The organism is Halorubrum rutilum (genome assembly GCF_024494565.1).
Map to the genome: position 1 here is coordinate 314,942 of NZ_JANHDN010000002.1, position 13,304 is coordinate 328,245.

General features: G+C 68.8%; 19 protein-coding genes. 15 read left to right on the forward strand and 4 right to left on the reverse strand.

The features are described 5' to 3' along the window. Window positions 1-118: 118 nt before the first annotated feature. The 5 genes from NO900_RS05065 (at window position 119) to NO900_RS05085 (ending at window position 3,544) form a co-directional block, all read left to right on the forward strand. Window positions 119-313, forward strand: a complete 195-nt coding sequence (locus tag NO900_RS05065) for a cold-shock protein (RefSeq protein WP_092566404.1) — start codon at window positions 119-121, stop codon at window positions 311-313. Between the two features lie 119 nt (window positions 314-432). Continuing rightward, the gene (locus tag NO900_RS05070; RefSeq protein ID WP_256408133.1) at window positions 433-1,125 is read left to right on the forward strand and encodes a TetR/AcrR family transcriptional regulator; all 693 of its coding nucleotides are present in this window, start codon (window positions 433-435) and stop codon (window positions 1,123-1,125) included. A gap of 54 nt (window positions 1,126-1,179) precedes the next feature. Next, complete coding sequence (locus NO900_RS05075) at window positions 1,180-2,559, forward strand: MFS transporter (RefSeq protein ID WP_256408134.1); 1,380 nt, start codon at window positions 1,180-1,182, stop codon at window positions 2,557-2,559. A gap of 99 nt (window positions 2,560-2,658) precedes the next feature. Then, complete coding sequence (locus NO900_RS05080) at window positions 2,659-3,135, forward strand: 50S ribosomal protein L11 (protein WP_256408135.1); 477 nt, start codon at window positions 2,659-2,661, stop codon at window positions 3,133-3,135. Between the two features lie 121 nt (window positions 3,136-3,256). Then, window positions 3,257-3,544 carry a DUF8072 family protein gene (locus NO900_RS05085; protein WP_256408136.1) on the forward strand — a complete coding sequence of 96 codons (288 nt, stop codon included), beginning with the start codon at window positions 3,257-3,259 and terminating at the stop codon, window positions 3,542-3,544. A gap of 59 nt (window positions 3,545-3,603) precedes the next feature. On the opposite strand, the gene NO900_RS05090 is transcribed toward NO900_RS05085, so the two are convergent. Next, complete coding sequence (locus NO900_RS05090; RefSeq protein WP_256408137.1) at window positions 3,604-4,065, reverse strand: universal stress protein; 462 nt, start codon at window positions 4,063-4,065, stop codon at window positions 3,604-3,606. 85 nt (window positions 4,066-4,150) lie between these two features. Continuing rightward, entirely contained in the window at window positions 4,151-6,097 is a 1,947-nt protein-coding gene (locus tag NO900_RS05095) for an ATP-binding protein (RefSeq protein WP_256408138.1), read from the reverse strand. Window positions 6,098-6,239: 142 nt separating this feature from the next. Here NO900_RS05095 and NO900_RS05100 point away from each other — a divergent pair, with 142 nt between their 5' ends. Beyond that, on the forward strand, window positions 6,240-6,575 hold the full coding sequence (locus tag NO900_RS05100) for a DUF7113 family protein (RefSeq protein WP_256408139.1): 336 nt from the start codon (window positions 6,240-6,242) through the stop codon (window positions 6,573-6,575). A 68-nt stretch (window positions 6,576-6,643) separates the two neighbouring features. After that, window positions 6,644-7,351, forward strand: coding sequence for a DUF2270 domain-containing protein (locus tag NO900_RS05105; RefSeq protein ID WP_256408140.1), 708 nt, complete (start codon window positions 6,644-6,646; stop codon window positions 7,349-7,351). Between the two features lie 31 nt (window positions 7,352-7,382). On the opposite strand, the gene NO900_RS05110 is transcribed toward NO900_RS05105, so the two are convergent. After that, on the reverse strand, window positions 7,383-7,574 hold the full coding sequence (locus tag NO900_RS05110) for a hypothetical protein (protein ID WP_256408141.1): 192 nt from the start codon (window positions 7,572-7,574) through the stop codon (window positions 7,383-7,385). A 54-nt stretch (window positions 7,575-7,628) separates the two neighbouring features. Beyond that, window positions 7,629-8,609, reverse strand: coding sequence for a calcium/sodium antiporter (locus tag NO900_RS05115; protein WP_256408142.1), 981 nt, complete (start codon window positions 8,607-8,609; stop codon window positions 7,629-7,631). A 111-nt stretch (window positions 8,610-8,720) separates the two neighbouring features. Between NO900_RS05115 and NO900_RS05120 the strand changes: the two genes are divergently transcribed. The 8 genes from NO900_RS05120 to NO900_RS05155 all read left to right on the forward strand — a co-directional run bounded on the left by NO900_RS05120 (window position 8,721) and on the right by NO900_RS05155 (window position 12,866). Then, window positions 8,721-9,371 (forward strand): hypothetical protein, encoded by a 651-nt coding sequence (locus NO900_RS05120; RefSeq protein ID WP_256408143.1) that lies wholly within the window; start codon window positions 8,721-8,723, stop codon window positions 9,369-9,371. Continuing rightward, window positions 9,368-10,462 carry a DUF7972 family membrane protein gene (locus tag NO900_RS05125; RefSeq protein ID WP_256408144.1) on the forward strand — a complete coding sequence of 365 codons (1,095 nt, stop codon included), beginning with the start codon at window positions 9,368-9,370 and terminating at the stop codon, window positions 10,460-10,462. The genes NO900_RS05120 and NO900_RS05125 overlap by 4 nt, the downstream gene beginning before the upstream one ends. A 152-nt stretch (window positions 10,463-10,614) precedes the next feature. Beyond that, a complete protein-coding gene (locus NO900_RS05130; protein WP_256408145.1) occupies window positions 10,615-10,974 on the forward strand; it encodes a hypothetical protein in 360 nt (119 codons plus the stop codon). A gap of 3 nt (window positions 10,975-10,977) precedes the next feature. Continuing rightward, window positions 10,978-11,307 carry a hypothetical protein gene (locus NO900_RS05135; protein WP_256408146.1) on the forward strand — a complete coding sequence of 110 codons (330 nt, stop codon included), beginning with the start codon at window positions 10,978-10,980 and terminating at the stop codon, window positions 11,305-11,307. 128 nt (window positions 11,308-11,435) lie between these two features. After that, the gene (locus tag NO900_RS05140; RefSeq protein WP_256408147.1) at window positions 11,436-11,711 is read left to right on the forward strand and encodes a DUF433 domain-containing protein; all 276 of its coding nucleotides are present in this window, start codon (window positions 11,436-11,438) and stop codon (window positions 11,709-11,711) included. Further along, window positions 11,708-12,076, forward strand: a complete 369-nt coding sequence (locus tag NO900_RS05145) for a DUF5615 family PIN-like protein (RefSeq protein WP_256408148.1) — start codon at window positions 11,708-11,710, stop codon at window positions 12,074-12,076. The genes NO900_RS05140 and NO900_RS05145 overlap by 4 nt, the downstream gene beginning before the upstream one ends. Before the next feature lie 167 nt (window positions 12,077-12,243). After that, complete coding sequence (locus tag NO900_RS05150) at window positions 12,244-12,525, forward strand: DUF433 domain-containing protein (protein WP_256408149.1); 282 nt, start codon at window positions 12,244-12,246, stop codon at window positions 12,523-12,525. Further along, window positions 12,525-12,866 (forward strand): DUF5615 family PIN-like protein, encoded by a 342-nt coding sequence (locus NO900_RS05155; protein WP_256408150.1) that lies wholly within the window; start codon window positions 12,525-12,527, stop codon window positions 12,864-12,866. Before NO900_RS05150 ends, NO900_RS05155 begins: the two co-directional genes overlap by 1 nt. The last annotated feature ends 438 nt before the right edge of the window (window positions 12,867-13,304 follow it).

The following is a 13,304-nucleotide window of genomic DNA, read 5'->3' on the forward strand; positions in this document are numbered from 1 at the left end:
TACTAACACGGCGGGGACGGCCCGAAACGATCCCGGCTCGCCGGGGTGTGACTCCGCCTGTCACGCCGCTCCCGCTCGCGGAAGCCTTTTATGTACTCCTCCCGCTCGTACGGACGCAATGGCGAAAGGGAAGGTTGACTTCTTCAACGACACCGGCGGCTACGGATTCATCGAGACTGACGACGCGGACGAGGACGTGTTCTTCCACATGGAGGACGTCGGCGGCCCGGACCTGGAGGAGGGTCAGGAAGTCGAGTTCGACATCGAGGAGGCGGACAAGGGTCCGCGCGCCACGAACGTCACCCGTCTGTAACCGCTGACGACGACGTTTCAAGGTTGTATCGGCTTTTCGACCGCTCTAGACCCCGAGCGGCGGCTACGCGCAACGCCGACCGACAGGGATTTACCGATCGCTGACTGACTGGTCAGTCAATGAGCGACCAGCCGGGCCCGGCCGACGAGATCATGGACGGGGTCTACCGCGCGCTCCGCGCCCACGGCTACGCCGACGTCACGATGCAGGACATCGCCGACGAGTGCTCGAAGAGCAAGTCGCTGCTCCACTACCACTACGACACGAAGGAGGACCTCCTCGTCGCGTTCCTCGACTACGTCATCACCGACTCGGAGGCGCGGATCCGGGCCCGCGCCGACGATCCCCCGGCGGAGCGGCTCGCGGGGTTCGTCGGCTGGTTCGTCTTCGAGGCCGACGCCGCCGACCGCGAGGCGTTCCACATCGCCCTGCTCGAGCTCCGGACGCAGGGCCCGTTCAACGAGCGCATCCGCGAGCAGCTGGTCAGGAGCGACCGGCTGCTGCGCGGCACCGTCGCCGACATCCTCGAATCGGGGATCGAGGAGGGGGTCTTCCGCGAGGTCGACGTCGAGGAGACGGCCGCCCTCGTCGTCGCCACCCTCGACGGCGCGCGGACCAGACAGATCACCCTCACCGGCGGCGACGGCGACGACGCGGTCGACGCCGCCGACCTCCCCGAGCCGACGTACACCCGGCGGGTCGCCGAGGCGACGCTCCAGCGGGTCGTCGAGCCGCTGCTCGCCGAGGGCGTGGCGCTCCCCTCGCCGGAGGACGGGATCGCCTCGATGCTCCGCGAGGACGAGACCGAATGACCGCGGGCCCGACGCGACGCGGGCTGGACTCGGCCCCTCGGCGAGGCCCCTGAGATGGGGCGGCTCGGCTTCGACCGGCCGCCGACCGTGCTGCTCGCGGTCATCGCCAGCACCTTCTTCGTCGGGTTCGGCGGGGGCGTCGTCTTCCCGATCCTGCCGAACCTCGGCGCGGTCCTCGGCATCTCGGCGTTCACGGTCGGGCTCATCCTCTCGGCGAACCGCTGGGTCCGGCTCGTCGCGAACGCGCCGGCCGGCGCCCTCGTCGACAGGTACGGGACGCGCAGGCCGTTCGTCTACGGGCTCCTCGTCGAGGGGGTCGCGACGCTCGGCTACGTGGTCGCGCTCGCGGTGCCGCCGGCCGAGTCGCTCCGCCCCCTCGCGGCGTCGCTGCCGCGGATCGCGGCCGGCCCCGTCACCGTCGGACCCGAGTGGTGGTTCGCGGCGGTCTCGGTCGCCGTCGCGCCCGAGACGTGGTTCCTCCTCGCGCGGATCCTCTGGGGAGTCGGCTCCGCCGCGGTGTTCGCGACGGCCTACACCATCGCGGCCGACCTCTCCGACAGCGGCTCGCGCGGGACGAACATGGGGGTCGTCCGCGGCGGCATCACGATGGGGTTCCCTGCCGGGCTCGTGCTCGGCGGGGTCGTCTCGTCGCTGGCCGGCAACGCCGCCGCCTTCGCCGTCGCCGCCGCGTTCGCGCTCACCGCCAGCGTCGTGGCCCACCGGTTCGTCCCGGAGACGCACGTCACGGGCGACCGCTCGGGGGACTCGATCAGGCCGTGGGACGTCGACACCGCGGTCCCCGCGCTGACGGTCGGGCTGGTCAACTTCGGGCTGCTGTTCGCGTACATCGGCGCGCTGTTCTCCACCCTCGTCTTATTCCTCGGCGAGAACGACATCTCTCTCCTCGGACTCGCCCCGCAGGGGACCTCCGGGCTGTTCATGGCCGGTACGGTCGTTTCGGCCGCGTGCTTCATGCTCGTCGGCGGTCGGATATCGGACTCTCGGGACTCGCGCACGCCGGTCCTCCTGACCTTCCTCGTCGTCTCGTTCGTCGGGTTCCTCCTGCTCGCTCGGTCGGGGTCCGTCCTCGACCTCGCGCTCGCCTGCGTCTGTATCGGCGCCGGACAGGGCGGCACGAGCGGCCCGATGATGGCGCTGCTCGCCGACCTCACCCCCGACGAGCGGATGGGGCGGGCCTCCGGGACGAACAACGTGTTCGGCGACGTCGGGGGCGCGCTCGGCCCGATGGTGTCGCTGCCGCTGATCGACGCGGTCGGCTTCGCGCCGGTGTACGCCGCCTGCGCGGTCTTCCCCCTCGCCGCGGGCGTCGCGCTGCTCGTCGGCGTCCGCCGCGAGACCGGGACGTTCCTCCCGGGGCGCACCGACGGCGACCCGGGGACCGCCGCGGGCGACGCGGCCGGCGCGGAGTCGTAGGTCGGGACGCGCCCGCTCGTCGTCACGCCGTATGCGAACCGCTAGCGCCCCCTACCCGAAAGAACAACCGTTAAAAGTCGGCGTCGGGTTCGTACGGACATGGCTGGAACTATCGAAGCGCTCGTCCCCGGCGGGCAGGCCACCCCCGGCCCGCCGCTCGGTCCCGAGCTCGGACCGACGCCGGTGGACGTCCAGGACGTCGTGTCGCAGATCAACGAGGAGACCGCCGCGTTCGACGGGATGGAGGTCCCCGTCACGATCGAGTACGACGACGACGGCTCGTTCACGATCGAGGTCGGCGTCCCGCCGACGGCCGAACTGATCAAGGACGAGGCCGGGTTCGAGACGGGCTCCGGCGAGCCCCAGACCGACTTCGTCGCCGACATGTCGATCGAACAGGTGAAGAAGGTCGCCGAGCAGAAGTCGACCGACCTGCTCTCGTACGACGTGAAGAACGCCGCCAAGGAGGTCGGCGGCACCTGCGCCTCCCTCGGCGTCACCATCGAGGGCGAGGACGCCCGGACGTTCGACGACCGCGTCGACGCCGGCGACTACGACGACGTCCTCGAAGCGTAACGCGGTCTTTCGCCCGTTCCGGCGGCGTTTTCGCGCGTTCCGACCCGAGAGCGACGGCCCCGTGACGCCCGCCGTCGCTCCGACCCCGCCGCTTTTGTCCGCGACGCGCCGACTGACCCTCATGGCCGATCTCCACCCGATCGCGAAGCGGATCCACAACGTCCAGCCGCGACCGGTCCGGCTCGCGCTCGACGACGGCGAGACCGGCGTCTTCGAGTTCTCGTCCACCGAGTTCTTCCAGCGCGAGTTCCGCGGCGAGGGCGTCCGCACCGACGCCGACCGGGACGCCGAGTTCCGGCTGATCACCTCCGAGGACCGCGAGTCGGTGCTGCTGGGTCGGTCGGGACCGGACGAGGAGGGGTGGACCGTCGTCGGCGAGGTCGTCGAGGCCGAGCGCGCCGAGGAGTAGGTACGGCGGGGTCGGGCCGTCCGCGCCCCGCGCGCCGACGGCCGCGTCCGCGTCTCCGCCTACCGCACGACCGTCACGGGCACCTCCGCGCGGCGGACGACCCCCTCGGCGACGCTGCCGAGCAGGATGCGCGAGAGCCCCGTGCGGCCGCGGCTCGCGAGCACGACGTGGTCGAACGGCTCGCCGGTCCCGCCCTCTCCGTCCCCGTCGCCGACCGAGGCCTCGCCGCCCGCGACCGCGAGGATCGTCGCGGTCGGCCGGCCCACCTCCAGCCTGGTGTCGACGTCGCGGTCCACCGCCTCGCTCGCCTCCCGGAGGATCCGCTCGCCGCGGCCCTTGGCGCCCTCGTACCACCGGTCGACCGCGCCCGGGAACCCGCCCTCCGCGCCGGTCGTCGAGTCGGCCGGGTTGATCACGTGGAGCGCGGTCACCTCGGCGTCGGGCCACTCTTCGACCGCGAACCGCAGCGCCTCGGCCGCCTCCTCCGAGCCGTCGACCGCCGCGAGGATGCGCTTGGTCATGCGCGGCGCTTCTCGTCCCGTCCTCAAAAAGGCCGACGGCGACTTCCGCCGCGTGGAAACCGGGTCCGACTCGGCGACGCCCCGCTCAGTCGCCGTGGCGCGTCACGCACTTCGAGAGCCCGATCAGCTCGACGGGCTCGGAGTTGTCCGGCGAGTAGACGACCATCTGCCCCTTCTCCATGTACGGGACCTTGCCGGCGAGGTTCGACGGGATGTTGACGCTGCTGATGGCGTCCTCGTCCCCGAGGTTCAACACGACCTTCGTGTTCACCTGTTTGAACACGGACTCCGCCACGTCCTGCGGGTCCTGCGTGATCAGGAAGAGGCCGAGCCGCTCCTTGCGGCCCTGCTTGGCCGCCTCCGTGAACTTCTGGACGACCTTCCGCGCCTGCACGTTGTCGGCGTCCGCGAGGAAGTTGTGCGCCTCGTCCATGCCGATCAACAGGGGCGTCTCCTCGATCCGGTCGCTGTCGGGGTCGTTGGAGAGCTTGTCGTCGACGAGGAGCCCCGCGACCGCGAGCACGACGATCTCCTTCTGCCTGGAGGTCGGGAGGTGGTACGTGGGGACCACGGAGAGTCCGCCGGGACGGACGAGGGTGTGGTCGAGTTCCGTGATCGGCTTCGCGTCTTGGTCGAAGACGCCGCCGGGGACCGCGCGCACCCGGCGCTTCACGGCGTCGAACGTCGCCTCGTGGACCCGCCCGCTCTCGTCGAGCTCCGCTTTGAGCGCCGGGTCGTCGAGGTACGAGAGGAACTGGCCGTACGTCCCCGAGTCGCCGTAATCGTCGAAGAAGCGGTTGAGGAGGGTCAACAGCGCGGGGTACTGGTTGTCGTTGAGCCCGGAGCCGGCGACGAGCCACGGCATGTCCTGCGCGAGCGAGAACGGGATCGTGAACTCGACGCGCTCGGCGCGGTGGCCCTCGCCGGGGTACGTCGCGTTCGCGACCCGCGGGACGAGGGCGACCGTGTCGTCGTGGCCGCCGTGCGCGATCCCCTCGCGGTCCAGCCGCCGGGCGAAGTCTGCGTCGAGGTCCGGGTTGTCGTCGTGCATCTGCGCGTACTCGTCCTGCGGGTCGAACTGGACGACCGCCATCCGCGACTCCCGGCCGTCTCCCGTGGGATACGTGCGGTCCGCGTCGAGGTACTGCCGGAGGACGTTCTTGGAGGCGTGGGTCTTCCCCGACCCGGTCCCGCCGGCGACGAGCGTGTGTCGGAACGCGAGCGGGTCGCCGTCGGCGTAGTCGTCCTTCACCCGGTAGTCGACGGTGGGGGGCTCGGCCGCCGTCCGGACCTTCTCGCCCCCGACGGAGAGGTGGCCGAGGAAGACGCCGTCCTCGGGGATCTTCAGCCCGGTCTTGATCTCGGCGTCGTCGGAGGCCTCCTCGACGACCGCGCCCGGCTTCGGCACCCGGTCGGTCATCCGCCGCTTCATCCCGTCGCCCTCGCCGTAGACGACCGACATCGGCTCCAGCTCGGCCATGAACTTGTAGTCGCGCTCGGCGAAGTCGTCCCGGCGCATCTGCCGCCGCGCGTGGATCTCGGTGGCGTCGTCCGAGCGGAACTCCTGAGCGTACTCCAACCCCGTGATCCGACAGAACAGCCGCTCGCCGTCCGGGTACGGGACGAGGAGGTACTTCCCCAGCCGAACCGCCTCGCGGTTCCCCGTCGTGACGAACGCCCGCAGCGTCGTCTCGTCGTCCTCCTCGGCGACGCGGAGCCCCTGCGAGACGGAGACGACCCCGAGCCCGGCGTCCTCCCCGGCCGGCTCCACGTCGTAGGCGGCGAAGGCGTCCGCGTCCGCGTCGCCGTCGCCCGCCTCGCCCTCGGCGGCGCTCCGGTCGCCCTCGTTCCCCGAGGCCACCGCGCGACCGCCGTCCCCGGTACCCGCGCCTCCCGAGACCGCCCCCTCCGCGTCGGGCGCGTCGTCGGTGTCGGCGGCGCCGGCCCCGTCGCGGTCGACGGGCGACCCGGCGGCGTCCCCCCCGCCGTCGCCCTCGTCGTCGGTGAACTCGGTGAAGTCCTCCAGCGTCATGGGCGAACCACCGGCCGCCACGCCGAAAGCGTTTCCCCCTCCACGTCGCCTCGGGCGGCGCCGGCGTCTCGGGCGTCGGGGCGGTCTCGGCGACTCGCGCCCGTCACGGGGCGCTTTTCCGCGTCGGGGTCCTACGAGTGGTATGATACTGGTTCGCGGCAGCGGCGGGGGAACCGACCTCACCGGGACGGTGTTCGAGCGCGGCGAGGACCCGCCGACGTACAGGGGCGCGCCGGACGAGGACGCCCCCTACGTCTGGGTGTGCGACGCCTTCTATCAGGTCGAGAGCGGCGGGTCCGCGCTCACGGTCGACGGCGAGGAGATCCGGGTCGCCTTCGAGGAGCCGATGCCCCGGGGGTTCGACACCAAGTCGGCCGCGCTCGACGCGGCCGAGGAGCACGTCCGCACGCAGTTCGCGCGGATCGGCGTCGACCCCGACGCCGTCGAGGTCGAGGCGACGAGGGCCGACCCGGCCTGAATCGAGGGGGTCCGGATCGCGTCGGGGACCGCATCGGGATTTACCCGTCGCGCCCCGCTACGGACGGTATGTCGGAACCACCGGAGGACTTCGATCCCGGGTCGCGGGCGGAGCGCGAGGTCGCCGCCGAGGCCGCGGGCGACCGCTCCGACCTCCTCTCGCTCATGGGTCACACCTACCGCGGCGAGCTCGGGCGGATGAGCTCGTGGCGGACCCGCATCGACCGGACGACCAACTGGGCGGTCGTGGTGACGGCGTCGCTGCTCACGTGGACGTTCTCGAACGAGTCGCGCCCGCACTACGTGCTGCTCATCGGGCTCGTGATGCTCAGCGTCTTCCTCGGGATCGAGATCCGCCGGTACCGCATGTTCGACGTCTGGCGGTCCCGCGTGCGGCTCCTAGAGGAGAACGTGTTCGCGAACGCGCTCGACCCGGAGGGCGTCGAGCAGTCGAACTGGCGGGAGCTCCTGAGCGAGGACCTCCGCGAGCCGACGATCAAGACGCCGAGCGCCGAGGCGGTCTCCCGGCGCCTCCGACGGGTGTACGCGCCGCTCTTCACGGTTCTCATCGCCGCGTGGGTCGTCCGGCTCACGGTGTTCACGCCCGCCGGAAGCGGCGTCGTCGCGACCGCGGACGTCGGCGCGGTCCCCGGCGCCGTCGTGCTCGCGCTCGTCGGGTGCTTCTACCTCGCCGTGCTGGCGCTGACCCTGCGCCGGGCGCCGAGGCGGGCGAAGGGCGAGCTCGGGTCCGCGGACGACGCCGAGGAGTGGAAGTGAACCGAGCCGCCCGCGGCTCCTCCCGGCGCCGTCACTCCCCGTCGTCCGGCGCGGAGACGCCGAGCGGGAGCGACTCCGGCGGCTCCGCGTCGCCGTCGAGCCCCTCGTAGGCGTCGTCGATGAGGCGGGCGAGCTGGGCCTCGGGCGTCACGCCGCGGGCGGCCGCGAGCGCCGCGAGCCGCTCGTACTGCTCGGGCGGAACGGACACCGAACCCTCTGTCATACCCGTCGCTGGTCGCCGTAGCTACAAAAGCGTTGTTCGGGGAGCCCCGCGGGATCAGCCGAAGATCCGCAGGAGTCCGAGCGTCCACCGAGCCAGCTCGGAGCAGACGAAGAGCGCGCCCTCGGCGCGGGAGAGCCGCCGCCCCGACCACAGCGCCGCGACCATCAGCACCGTGAGGACCGTCAGCCAGAGCAGCGTCTCGATCGCTGCGGGCCCGACCGAGAGCGGGCCGATCAGCGCCGCGATCCCGAGGATCCCGAGCACGTTGAACACGTTGCTGCCGACGACGTTCCCGACCGACATCCCGACGTGGCCCTGCCGCATGGCGACGAGCGAGACGGCGAGCTCGGGGGTCGACGTGCCCGCCGCGACGATCGTCCCGCCGATCGCCCAGTCGGAGATACCCGCGCCGCGGGCCAGCGACGACGCGGCCTCGACCATGAAGTGGCCGCTGACCAGGACGAGGGCCAGCCCGCCGACGAGCAGCAGCGCGTCGCGGGCGCGGTGCGAGAGCCGCGCCGGGACCGCGCCGGTGACCCGGGACTCCGTGTACTCCGTCTCGATCGAGTGCGCCGTGCTCTCGTCGCGGATCAGGTACAGGGTGTACGCGACGAACCCCCCGACGAGGAGGGCGCCCTCGCCCGCGGTGACGGTCCGGTCGAACAGGACGGCGACGCCGGCCAGCGTCGAGCACACCAGCGCGACCCCGTCGCGGTGGACGAGCGACCGCTCGACCGGGATCACCCGCAGCAGCGACACCGCGCCGAGGATGAACGCGAGGTTGTAGGCGTTCGAGCCGACGACGTTGCCGACGCCGATCTCGCCGAGCCCCGCCAGCGCCGCGTCGACCGTCACGACCAGCTCCGGCGTCGAGGTACCCATCGCGACGATCGTCAGCCCGATCGTGAGCTCGCTGACGCCGAACCGCCGCGCGATCCGCACCGTCGAGTCGACGAGCGCGCGGGCGCCGATCCAGAGCCCGACGACGGTGAGCGCGACGGTCGCGAGCCCCACGGCCGCCGTTCCCGGAACCATTGGGTACCCGTTCCGTCAAGCCGGTATTAAAACCGATCCACCGGGCCGCACCGCTCCATCAGTCCCGCCCGGCACGTGCACTTATCCGTCGGCCGGTCGTCGTGTCGCCGCATGAACCGACGCGACGCCGTGAGGCGACGGGACCTGATCCGGGCGGGAGCCGCGGCCGGCGCGGTCGGTCTCGCCGGCTGTGCGAGCGGCGGCGACGCCCCGGCCTTCGAGGAGGGGTTCGAGGACGGGATCGGCGACTGGGAGGCCGGCGCCGCGATCGGACCCGAGGTCGACCTCGCCGACTTCGACTGGGAGCTCGGCGTCTCCGACGAGGAGGCGGCCGCCGGCGAGCGGTCCCTCCGGGTCTGGAACCAGGGCGACTACGACGACGGCGTCACGTGGGGGGTCCACCCCGTCCCGATCGACTCCGGCGCGTCGTATCGGATCGAGGTCTCCGGGCAGTTCTGGAGCGACTCGGAGTCGTTCAACACGATCCGGCACGCGCTGATGCGGCTGGGCCCCGAACCGCCGGCGACCGAGGAGGACTTCCCGCAGCCCGGGCTCGACACGACGGAACTCGGCGAGACGCCGTACGGCGGGCTCCGAGACGCGCTGTGGCTCGCGGACGGCTGGCGCGAGTACGCCTTCGAGTGGACGACCCCGGAGCTGTCGACGGACACGCTCTACCTCGCCGTCGGCACGGCCGTGATCTGGGAGTCGGACGCGACGCACTACGTCGACGACCTCTCGGTGCGCGTCGAGCCCCGATGAGCGGGGAGTCGGAAGCGGCGTCGACCGGCGACGACTCCGACGGGGGACCGACCGACCGCGACGCGACCGCCGCCGACACGATGCGCGAGCGCGCCGGCGAGAACCGGGCGAAGCTCTGGCTGCTGCTGCGCGCGAACCGGCTCGTGGTCGCGGGGGTCCTGACGCTCGTCGTCTTCGTCGCGTTCGTCGCCGTGTCGGCCGCGTTCTCCCCGTCTCTCGCCGGGAAGGTCGGAGCGAGCGACCCGATCGAGACGCTGTTCTCGGCGATGATCACGGCGATCGTCACCGGCGCGACGCTCGTCGTCACGATCGGGCAGCTCGTGCTCACGCAGGAGAACGGCCCGCTCGGCGACCAGCGCGAGCGCATGGACGACACGCTCGCGGTCCGGGACTCCGTCGCGGAGCTGACCGGCGAGCCCGCCCCCACCGACCCCGCCGGCTTCCTCGACGCGATCCTCGGGACCGCGTCCGCCCGCGCTCGGGACCTCCGCGAGTCGGTCCGCGAACGCGACGGCGACGGGTCGGGGGAACCGGACGGACCTGACGGAACGGGCCTCGAAGCCGACGTCGACGAGTTCGCCGCGGGCGTCGTCGGGAACGCCGACGCCGTGCACGACCGCCTCGACGGCGCGGCGTTCGGCTCCTTCGACGTGGTGTTCGCCGCCCTCGACTTCAACTACGGCCGGAAGCTCGGCCGTATCGAGCGCATCGTCGCGGACCACGGCGACGCCCTCACCGACGCGGAGCGCGACTCGCTCGAAGCGCTGCGGGAGTCGCTGTCGCTGTTCGGGCCCGCCCGCGAGCACGTGAAGACGCTGTACTTCCAGTGGGCGCTGATCGACCTCTCGCGGCTCATCCTCTACGCCGCGGTGCCCGCGCTGGTCGTCGCGGCGGCGATGGTCACGGTCGTCGACGCCGGCACGTTCTCCGGGAGCACCCTCGGAATCGACCACGTGACGCTCGTCGTCGGCGGCGCGTTCGCGGTCGCGCTGCTCCCGTTCTCGCTGTTCGTCTCCTACGTGCTCCGCGTCCTCACCCTCGCGAAGCGGACCCTCGCCATCGGGCCGCTGGTGTTGCGGGACTCGGAGTAGCCGAGCACCGTCGCTCTTCGGGATCGGAATATCGTCCGCGACGCTACCGGACGAAAATCCACTAGTAGGCTCGGAGAACGCGGGACCGTCTTGACCGTCGGTGGCTTCGGTACAGCAGTACATTCATTACATCAGCACGATAAATACGGTCTATGCCCGTCCGTATCGAGGAATTTGAAACGGGGAAGCTACCGGATAGTCCGAGCGTTCCCGAGCAGGTACTCGTCTACTTATATACGAATCGGGACAAGGCGTTCACCCGCTCGGAAATTGCGACCGGAATCGAGGAAGACCCGAATACGGTCGGAACTGCTCTCTCCCGGCTGAAACAGCGCGATTTCGTCCGACACAGAGGGGAATACTGGGCGATAACTGACGATTTGAACCGTGTTCAGGACGCGTACGATCTCCATACAGCGACGGAGCGACTCGACGACGAGGACGGGGGCATCGATCCGGACGACTGGGACGCCGTCGCTCCGGCCGAGCCCCACCCGAGTGAACGGGAGTAATAGATGCAACCGAAACGGGGAGATGTCGTTCGGAGTTCCGACCCGTTCAAAACGGGCGAGGACCGCCAGCGTCCGTGGTTGATCGTCAACAACAGTTCGCACCCGTTCGACGACGAGCAGTTCCTCGGAGTCGCCGTATCGACCAAGGAGTACGAAGACTCGGTTGCGTTGGGCTCCGACGTGTGGGAGGTTGGCGGTGTTCCACGCGAGTCGTTCGTCTCCCCGTGGGCGGTCCACTCGCCGCGGATCGAAGATCTGGCAGCGTGGCAGGGCCGGGTTACCGACGAGTTCGCAGATATCGTCGTCGACGAGATAGAGACGTATCTCCGGTAAGTCGAATGTACGCCCGCGACGCTATCGGGCGACAATCTACTAGTAGGCTCGGTGAATGTGGAACTAGCAGTGTGAGCGATGGGTGGCCGCAGAAAAGATATAAACGAGAACGCGACTAACAGCGTCGTATGAGCATCACCCGCGACGAGGCCGTCCTCGGAGGCGAACCCCGAATAGAGGGGACGAGAGTCGGCGTCCGGCACGTCGCGGCAGGAGTTCTCGATAGCGACCGATCGCCAGCGCACATCGCAGACCAACTCGACATCTCCCTCTCTGAAGTCTACGAGGCTCTCTCGTACTACTACGCGCACGTTGAGGAGATACGAGAATTCGAGCGCGAAAACGAGGACGCCTTCGAGCGAATTCACGAGTCCTCGCTGAAGCCGAAGGAAACGATTCAGTGACGGGAACGCGGATTCTCTTGGACGAACACGTCGGGCGAGTGTTCGAGCGCGTGCTCAGCGAGCGCGGCTACGAGGTCGATCAGGCGAAGGACGTGTTCGGAGAGTTCACCGAGGACGCGGAGTTACTGGCGTGGTGCGGCGAGCACGGCGTCGCGCTGATGACGAACAACGCGCGGGACTTCGAGGAACTTCACCGGGAGATCGAACACGCCGGGCTACTGCTCTACTACGATCAGAGCCGCCCCGACGAGGATCCGGAAGGGCTTGCGCGAGTCGTGGACGAAGTGTTCACTCAGTACGGAGCGACAGACATCGAAAACGAGGTCGTTGACCTCGACGAGTGGTACGACTGGCTACACGAGTAACTGATAGTCAACGGTTCGATACCCGACTCTACAGCGCTACCGCTTTCGGTTACGAAATGTGCGCCCGCGACACTACCGGACGAAAATCCACTAGTGGGCTCGGTGGAAGTGAAACGGAGTGAATCCCGGCCCAGACGTTCAAGTACGGTGGCGACATAGCGTGTCGCATGAGTCAGGTGACGAGGCGTATTGTGCGGGAACTCCACGACGAGCCGCATCTCGAAGGCCGACGGATTACCGTTCAGTTCCTCAAAGAACAGGTCGAAGAACGGGGACTCCCCCCGAAAACGGTCGCCGATCGCCACGACCTCGACGTGGCTGATGTCTATCGAGCGCTCACGTACTACCACGACCATCCCGAAGAGATGCGTACGGCCGAACGCCGGCGGCAATCCGCGATCGAAGAACACGACCACCTGACGACAGATCCCGACGACGTGCGTGATTGATGGGGTATCGCATTCTCGCTGACGAAAACGTCGAGCAGGCGACGATCAATTATCTGCGGAAACTCGGTCGCGATGTCGAGTGGGTCGGCGATGTGGCGGAACTCAATCTCGGCACCGACGATAGGTCGATCGCTGTGTACGGACGCGAGACGAGCCGTCTCGTTCTCACCCAAGATGACGACTTCTTCACTCAGATCGACATCGAAGACACTGCTGGAATCCTCTTTCAGAAGGATCAGGCGCTTTCGGCCCGAGAGGTGGGAGATGTCGTACACGAACTCTCCGAGCATATCGACCAGTCTGACGTGACGCTCGAATACGTGAGTCGAAACTGGCTGTAAAACTGCCGTTGGGAGCTAATAGCACACTTGAAATGTACGCCCGCGACACTACCGGACGAAAATCTACTAGTAGGCTCGGTGAAAGTGAAGTAACGGTTTAGAAGACTATATACTCCCAAAATCAGTAGATCCAGTCAAACCTATAGATCAAGTGCTTACTGCCCACGAACGCGTTTCGGCCCAGATGAATATCTGTAACGGTACTGAGACCAGACTGCTGAGGGAACTCGATCAAATGGGTATCTGTCCGGTTTCGGCCAGTGGGCTGAGTGAAAAGAGTGACTGTTGGAATCTTCTGTCAGTGATACAACAGGGGCGACTGCAGTTAGTACAGGGGATTCAGGTACCGATACCAAATGCTGACCTCTCCACAGTATGTCAGTAGCACCGTGCAAAATACAGAGCTTACAGTCAACAGATACGAACCGTTCTTTGAAT

Excerpts from the sequence above, each read along its gene's own strand:
- NO900_RS05150 (WP_256408149.1), top strand. The coding sequence starts at position 12,244 with ATGAGTCAGGTGACGAGGCGTATTGTGCGGGAACTCCACGACGAGCCG.
- NO900_RS05075 (WP_256408134.1), top strand. The coding sequence starts at position 1,180 with ATGGGGCGGCTCGGCTTCGACCGGCCGCCGACCGTGCTGCTCGCGGTC.
- NO900_RS05105 (WP_256408140.1), top strand. The coding sequence starts at position 6,644 with ATGTCGGAACCACCGGAGGACTTCGATCCCGGGTCGCGGGCGGAGCGC.
- NO900_RS05090 (WP_256408137.1), bottom strand. The coding sequence starts at position 4,065 with ATGACCAAGCGCATCCTCGCGGCGGTCGACGGCTCGGAGGAGGCGGCC.
- NO900_RS05080 (WP_256408135.1), top strand. The coding sequence starts at position 2,659 with ATGGCTGGAACTATCGAAGCGCTCGTCCCCGGCGGGCAGGCCACCCCC.
- NO900_RS05155 (WP_256408150.1), top strand. The coding sequence starts at position 12,525 with ATGGGGTATCGCATTCTCGCTGACGAAAACGTCGAGCAGGCGACGATC.
- NO900_RS05130 (WP_256408145.1), top strand. The coding sequence starts at position 10,615 with ATGCCCGTCCGTATCGAGGAATTTGAAACGGGGAAGCTACCGGATAGT.
- NO900_RS05120 (WP_256408143.1), top strand. The coding sequence starts at position 8,721 with ATGAACCGACGCGACGCCGTGAGGCGACGGGACCTGATCCGGGCGGGA.
- NO900_RS05085 (WP_256408136.1), top strand. The coding sequence starts at position 3,257 with ATGGCCGATCTCCACCCGATCGCGAAGCGGATCCACAACGTCCAGCCG.
- NO900_RS05100 (WP_256408139.1), top strand. The coding sequence starts at position 6,240 with ATGATACTGGTTCGCGGCAGCGGCGGGGGAACCGACCTCACCGGGACG.
- NO900_RS05135 (WP_256408146.1), top strand. The coding sequence starts at position 10,978 with ATGCAACCGAAACGGGGAGATGTCGTTCGGAGTTCCGACCCGTTCAAA.
- NO900_RS05110 (WP_256408141.1), bottom strand. The coding sequence starts at position 7,574 with ATGACAGAGGGTTCGGTGTCCGTTCCGCCCGAGCAGTACGAGCGGCTC.
- NO900_RS05070 (WP_256408133.1), top strand. The coding sequence starts at position 433 with ATGAGCGACCAGCCGGGCCCGGCCGACGAGATCATGGACGGGGTCTAC.
- NO900_RS05125 (WP_256408144.1), top strand. The coding sequence starts at position 9,368 with ATGAGCGGGGAGTCGGAAGCGGCGTCGACCGGCGACGACTCCGACGGG.
- NO900_RS05095 (WP_256408138.1), bottom strand. The coding sequence starts at position 6,097 with ATGACGCTGGAGGACTTCACCGAGTTCACCGACGACGAGGGCGACGGC.
- NO900_RS05115 (WP_256408142.1), bottom strand. The coding sequence starts at position 8,609 with ATGGTTCCGGGAACGGCGGCCGTGGGGCTCGCGACCGTCGCGCTCACC.
- NO900_RS05065 (WP_092566404.1), top strand. The coding sequence starts at position 119 with ATGGCGAAAGGGAAGGTTGACTTCTTCAACGACACCGGCGGCTACGGA.
- NO900_RS05140 (WP_256408147.1), top strand. The coding sequence starts at position 11,436 with ATGAGCATCACCCGCGACGAGGCCGTCCTCGGAGGCGAACCCCGAATA.